This window comes from Cupriavidus sp. 01L46 (assembly GCF_056399905.1).
In genome coordinates this window covers 1-6,401 of the sequence record NZ_JBFTSF010000324.1, presented here as the reverse complement: position 1 = coordinate 6,401, position 6,401 = coordinate 1, and the positions used below count along the sequence as shown (strand labels likewise).

General features: G+C 58.3%; 6 protein-coding genes. 5 read left to right on the top strand and 1 reads right to left on the bottom strand.

Annotated features, from left to right (window positions below; genetic code table 11):
• Both AC1DS3_RS33105 and AC1DS3_RS33100 read left to right on the top strand, forming a co-directional pair.
• On the top strand, positions 1-870 hold an 870-nt coding region (locus AC1DS3_RS33105), incomplete at its 5' end, for an XdhC family protein (RefSeq protein ID WP_477128816.1).
• Positions 871-1,059: 189 nt separating this feature from the next.
• Complete coding sequence (locus AC1DS3_RS33100) at positions 1,060-2,223, top strand: porin (RefSeq protein ID WP_441632880.1); 1,164 nt, start codon at positions 1,060-1,062, stop codon at positions 2,221-2,223.
• A gap of 529 nt (positions 2,224-2,752) precedes the next feature.
• Here AC1DS3_RS33100 and AC1DS3_RS33095 read toward each other — a convergent pair.
• Complete coding sequence (locus AC1DS3_RS33095; RefSeq protein WP_441632878.1) at positions 2,753-3,892, bottom strand: PrpF domain-containing protein; 1,140 nt, start codon at positions 3,890-3,892, stop codon at positions 2,753-2,755.
• A 212-nt stretch (positions 3,893-4,104) separates the two neighbouring features.
• On the opposite strand from AC1DS3_RS33095, the gene AC1DS3_RS33090 reads away from it, so the two are divergent.
• Genes AC1DS3_RS33090 through AC1DS3_RS33080 form a run of 3 tightly spaced genes read left to right on the top strand, consistent with a single transcriptional unit; the run spans position 4,105 to position 6,401 of the window.
• Positions 4,105-4,461, top strand: a complete 357-nt coding sequence (locus AC1DS3_RS33090; protein ID WP_441632876.1) for a Zn-ribbon domain-containing OB-fold protein — start codon at positions 4,105-4,107, stop codon at positions 4,459-4,461.
• 4 nt (positions 4,462-4,465) lie between these two features.
• Complete coding sequence (locus tag AC1DS3_RS33085; RefSeq protein ID WP_441632874.1) at positions 4,466-5,602, top strand: thiolase family protein; 1,137 nt, start codon at positions 4,466-4,468, stop codon at positions 5,600-5,602.
• Positions 5,603-5,612: 10 nt separating this feature from the next.
• Complete coding sequence (locus tag AC1DS3_RS33080; protein ID WP_441632872.1) at positions 5,613-6,401, top strand: SDR family NAD(P)-dependent oxidoreductase; 789 nt, start codon at positions 5,613-5,615, stop codon at positions 6,399-6,401.

Here is a 6,401-nt window from a genome sequence, read left to right as displayed (position 1 = left end):
AGTCAAGCCTTACCTCTCGGATTGCCAGACTTCATGAAGTACGGCATCACGGCAGACGAGGCGCATCGCTTCGGCCTGCCATGCGGAGGCACGTTGGAACTACTGCTGGAGCACGATCCGGACGCGCAGGCGCTTGTAGCCCTGGTTCAGTCGCTCGAGGCGGGTCAGTTGATGCAGCGGGAGGTTCGTCTGGCCGACGGCGTCATCAGCCTTTCAAAGACCGATCAGCCTGCCGAGCTCGTAGTGGACGAACAGCGGGTTCGCAACACATTCGGTCCCGAGTACCGCATGCTTCTTATCGGCGCCGGGCAATTAACAGAGTACTTAGCGACGATGGCCCTGTTCAGTGGCTTCGCCGTAATCGTGTGTGATCCGCGAGAAGAATACCGCGGTTCCTGGAGTGTGCCAGGTGCGACGATTGTCTCCGATATGCCCGACGACGTCGTTGTGGAGTTTCGCCCCGACCGCCGCAGTTGCGTCGTGGCGCTTACCCACGATCCCAAATTGGACGATCTTGCGTTGCTGGAAGCKGTGAAGTCTGAGGCCTTCTACGTGGGCGCCATTGGCAGTCGTCGCAACAACGAAGCTCGGCGGCGCCGCTTCATCGAACACTTCGGGGAGACCGAAGAATCTCTGGCAGGACTGCGTGGACCGATTGGAATCTACATCGGCAGCAAGACACCTCCCGAGATCGCTGTGAGCGTGATGGCAGAGATTCTGGCGTTCAAGAACGGAGTGAAGCTTGCTCAGGACATGGACATAGCAAGCGCGAAGAACGGGCTGGCGTGCGGAAAAAATCAAGATCGTCTTATCACGCGAATTGATCACGCGCTGCGAAATAGTCGCGGTGAACGTTTTCTTGCGAACTAGTTGACCCCTTGACGCAGGGGGAGCGTCAACGAGGGCTAATCCCTTATTGAGTTGCTTACTGCCAACGTGGCCGGCATCGGCGCGCTGGTTCGGGTAAGTGCGCTCGCGCTCGATGATTAGGAAGACGAGCGCCAAGAAAGAAATAGCAATTTGCAGTACCCACCCACAAAAGAACGAGGAGAGAGCTTCATGAGACCGAAGGCGATGGCCACAGCCGCACTGCTGGCCAGTATGGGGAGCGCAGTCGCGCAGTCTAGCGTCACGCTATACGGCGTGGTGGATATGAACATCGAATACGCCAATCATGTCGGCAGCATACCGACCGCAACGAATGGCTTTAACCCGGGTCCGTCGAACAATGTCGTCCGCATGAATTCGGGCGGTTGGGCTGGATCGCGCTGGGGTCTGCGCGGCACCGAGGACCTTGGTGGGGGTCTTAAAAGTCTGTTTGTACTGGAGAACGGCTTTAACCTCGATACCGGCACTCTGCAGCAGAGCGGCCGCCTATTTGGTCGTCAGGCTTTTGTCGGGCTGTCGAAAGATGGTATCGGTCAGATTACCTTTGGTCGACAGTACACCTCGCTGTTCGATGCGCTTGCGAACTTCTCTCCTACCGCATTCGCTACGCAGTACGAGCCGGTGGTGCTGGAGACGGGCGCCAACTTCCGTGAGGACAATGCGATAAAATATAGAGGCCAGTTCGGCCCGGTGACCGCAACGACGCACTGGTCATTCGGTACCGGCTTGGCGCTACCAGCCTCAGTCGGAATCTCGACTCCAATCGGTGGCAATGGCGAAGCTCCGGGAGCATTTCGCCGCGACTCCGCCTATGGCGCTGCCATTGCGTATTCGAGCGGTCCCGTCGGCGTAACTGTTGCCTATGACCAGTGGAACCCGACGATCGGCGCGAGCAGTGGCACGATGAAGAAGGCGGCGCTTGGGGCCAGCTACTCGTTCAGTGAAACCGCGAGGGTCATGGGCGGTTATCGCTGGGGCCAGAATAAGAACGCGTCTGGCGAGCTTATCCAGCGTGACAATTTCTATTGGATCGGCGCAACTTATCAGGTCACGCCCGCCATCGGCCTGGCGCTTGAGTACAACTATGACGACATGAAGAATCTGTACGGGATCAATGCGCCCAACCCGTGGCAAGTTTTGCTTCTAGCAAACTATGCATTGTCCAAACGCACGGACCTGTACTTGTCCACGGCCTACGCAAAGAATGCAGGGCTGATGCTTGAGTCTCTTGGCACCTTTTATGCGAACACGCTAGCCCTTGGCAACAGCTACGCTCTGGCCAATGGCCAAAGTAACATGCTGGGCGTCGCCATCGGCGTTCGCCACAAGTTCTGAGCATGGAGGGTCCGACGCAACAGGGCTGGGCTCCGCTGTTTGGCCGACACTGCTGCGTCGAGCTTCCTTTTGGCTATGCCGGTGTAGGTGCCGGCGTAGTTTTTCTTTGGCTCTTCGCCGATCTTCGTGATCGCTTAGAAACAAAAATGGCCAACACGCCCACCACTGCTATCTTGGAGTTAGGGCACAACAAGAATCAGGAAGATGGAGGTTGGCCCCACGCAATTGCATGGCCCAGCTCGACTGCTGGGAAGGCTATCGCATAGGCGGTAGCTGGGAGGAGTCCCGGCGGTCTTGCATCATCCGGCTAGAACCCAAAGGACGTCGGAGGCGCTGCTGCGATACTGGGCAACTTGTATTCCTACCGCGATTCGACGCTCTGAAAGGTTGTCGGGGGTGCAAAATCTGGTTGGGGGGAGGGCTGGCAGGAGTGCCGGCCACTCGGGGGCTTTGTTCCGATGACGCGGGACGAGGCCCGCACCGTTCGATATGCACTAGGAAAATCCGCACGACGAAGAGATCGGCAGAGTTAGGCGTCCTCGAGAAGGCGCCGTCGGATGTAGGCAGTTCCCTCCATTAGCCGACGGGCCGTTCGGGTGAAATGCACTTCGCGGACTGCCCACTCGTCGTTTGCAGATCGTTCGACGTGCGCGTAGATACCCAGCACCCCGCTCGGATGACCGATTCGGATGCGCGCCGGGCCGACGTGGCGGGCACGCACTTCGGCGGGGATCGATCCCGCGATCTGCGCCGCCACGGACAGGCAGACGGAACCTCCACCCGGAAATGCTTTATGCATGACCCCGCCTTTGAGCACCATGCGGGCGACCAGGTCGACCTCCGATGCGTTGACGATGCGGTCACCCGCGACGTTTCGATAATCCTGCGCTGGGCCGACGAGGATTTGATATGGCGTGATCGTGGTTTCTAAGCCACAACGCTCGGCAGCCCAAGCCCGAACCTCTTCGGCAGCCTCATAGACTCGGGGGCCTAGCTGACCGGGCAGTTCCGTACCGGTGGCCCCTAGGTCCGCGGCTCGGATGAACACGCAGACCGTACCGACGTCAACGATGGAAACGGCAATCTCCCGGTCAAGCTTCGAGACATACACCTTGTCAATCGCGTTCCCGGTGGGGAGCAGCTTGCCAGTCGCGCCTCCACTAGTGTCCGAGTAGTCTAGCGAGACTTCTGCTCCGGTTCCTGGTACGCCATCCACCTCGCAGTCGCCTTCCACCCTGGGTTCGCCATCAGCGCAATTGATATTCATGCGCAAGATCTTCCCGGTGTTGGTGTTGTGCACGCGTACAGTTGTGACTGGTTCTTGCACGGCAATCAGCGACTCCTGCAATGCATAGACACCGGTGGCGGAAGAAATGTTGCCGCAGACGATCTCGTAGTTCACGGTTGGCTCGTCGATGCCGATTTGCACAAAAGTGTAGTCAATGTCAGCGTCTGGCCGCGTTGGGGGACCAATGATGGCGCATTTACTTGTAAGGATATCGGCTCCGCCAAGCCCATCAATCTGACGTACGTCAGGACTGCCGAAAAGTGCGAGTAGAAACTTTCGGCGCATCTCTGGATCTTGGGGCAAATGCCGCTGTGCAAGGAAGACGGCTTTGCTCGTGCCGCCCCGCATGAGAGTGACGGGCACGCGAACTTGTTCTTTCATACTCGGCATCTATGTGGTTGGTTCGTCGGAGTATGTTCGTCTTCGCCTGCATCGTCATTTCATTTCGACTCCTGTCCCTTTAGAAGCGCTAAAGACTTTTCGCATTGTTCAGCCAAACTAAACAATGACAAACAAAACTCCAATGACTCCGCCGCGCCGGATGGTCAAAGTTGACCCTGCAGTGGCGATCGCCACCTGGATTGGAGACATCTTTGAAGATCAGCAAACGAACGGAACCCCATTTCCGCGAGAACCCTGGCGGCATGGTTCTCGTTGCCACCCGCGTTGGGGGCAATCCGCTTCAGTTCCCGCCAATCGTATTCGTGCATGGTGAGGAGCAGGCAGAAGAGATTGAACTCGGCCCGATCGGACGTCTGTACAGCTATACCGTCGTTCACCCCGGTAAGGACAAGACACCTTACGGCCTCGCGATGGTTGATTTCGAGCCTGACGTGCGTGCATTTGGGCGGCTGCTCTTTGACGGTCAGCCTCCCGCAATCGGCAGCACCTTGCGCATCGTGCCTTTTGCGCTAACAGACGGCACTCCCGATTACGCTTTCCAAGAATAAAGCCATGAATCAACCACTGATCACCGGCGTCGGCATCACCAATTTTGGTCGATTCCCGGAGTTGACCGAAGAAGCGCTGGCGCAATCCGCAATTCTTGACGCTCTGACCGATGCCGGCATAACCATTTCCGACGTACAAGCATTCTACTGTGGCAACGCTCTTGGAGCATCCTTGCCGGGTCAGCGCGCCCTGCGTGAGCTCCACACAAAGGGTGGGGCAGTCTACAACGTGGACAATGCTTGCTCGAGCGGCGCCACCGCATTGAACCTTGCGCTGCAGGCGCTTAAGGTAGGTCAGTACGACACTGTGGTCGTGTTCGGCATGGATCAACTGAGTAGCCTCGGTGGCGGACCACTGCAGCTCAGCCAGCACGACTGGAATAACAAGCGCGGCATGATCATGCCCGCTCTTTATGCCATGCGGGCGAAGCGGTACCTGTACGAACACGGCTTGGAACCTGAGACACTCGCGGATATCTCCGTCAAGAACCGAAAGCATGGCGTTCTGAATCCGATTGCCAAGTTCGCGAAGCTTGCCACGCGCGAGGAGATTCTTGCATCTCGCGCGGTCGCTGAGCCGCTCACGCTGCTGCAATGCTGTCCCGCTGTAGTTGACGGGGCAGCCGCTGTTGTATTGAGCACCAAGCCCTCTTCCGGTGTGGCGAAACCTGTCCGGGTCCTCGCGTCGGTTGTGCAGTCCGGCCTTTTCGAAACGGAGCCGGTCGACATGACGGAGGCAGAGATTACTGCTCGCGCCGCGGAACTCGCCTATGAACAAGCTGGCATTGGACCTGGTGACCTAAGTCTGCTGGAGGTTCACGACGCGTTCACCATTTCTGAGTTGCTGTACTACGAGGCATTGGGCCTGTGCGACCGCGGCGGGGCGGCCAGCCTGTTGGCAAGCGGCGCTACGGCGTTGGGCGGACGGGTGCCCGTGAATCCGAGTGGTGGCCTTCTAGCGAAAGGGCATCCGCCCGGCGCAACTGGTATTGCGCAAATCGTCGAGGTATGTGAGCAACTCCAGAACCGAGCAGGTGCACGCCAGGTGCAAGGTGCGCGGTTCGGCCTCACGCAAGTCACCGGCGGTGGAATCTGGGGCGTGGATCACGCAGCCTGCTCCATCCACATTCTCTCACTCTGACCATAAGCACATGAATCAGATCACCACTTCCGCTACAGGGGCGCCGTCCACGCTGGACGGTCTTGTTGCTATTGTCACTGGCGGTGCAAAGGGCATTGGATTTGGCATTGCGCGTACGTTGGCTCAAGCTGGTTGCCGTATCGCGCTATGGGATCTTGACGAGACGGCACTGCGGCAGGCCAGGCAGGCACTTGTTGGCGAAGGCGCAGAAGTCGACACGTTCTCGGTCGATGTGAGCTCCGTCGAGCCGGTGGAAGCCGCTGTCGCCCAGATTGTTGCAGCCCACGGACGCGTTGACATCCTTGTGAACAATGCCGGAATCGGCGGCGATAGGCTCGTGTCCAAAATGGATTTGGATTTTTGGAAGCGGGTTATCCAGGTGAACCTCGACTCGCAGTTCATCTGCGCGAAGGCAGTCTTGGCGCACATGGCTGAGAACAAGTTTGGTCGCATCATCAACATCAGCTCACGTGCGTGGCTGGGCAACCGCGGGCAAGCTGCATATTCGGCTTCCAAGGGTGCCGTCGTCAGCCTGACGCGTTCTCTTGCGTTGGAGTATGCGCGCAAAGGCATTACCGTGAACGCGGTGGCGCCTGGCATCGTCGATACGCCTTTGTTCGCATCATTAACAGAGGAAGTTAAGCAAAGCCTGCAAAAGTCTGTACCGATGGAGCGCATCGGCAGGCCGGCGGATATTGGCCAGGCCGTCCGATTCTTTGCGGAACCAGGCTCGAGCTACGTGACCGGCCAACTTTTGTACGTATGTGGCGGCCGAAGCCTCAGTAGCCCGTCCGTCTAG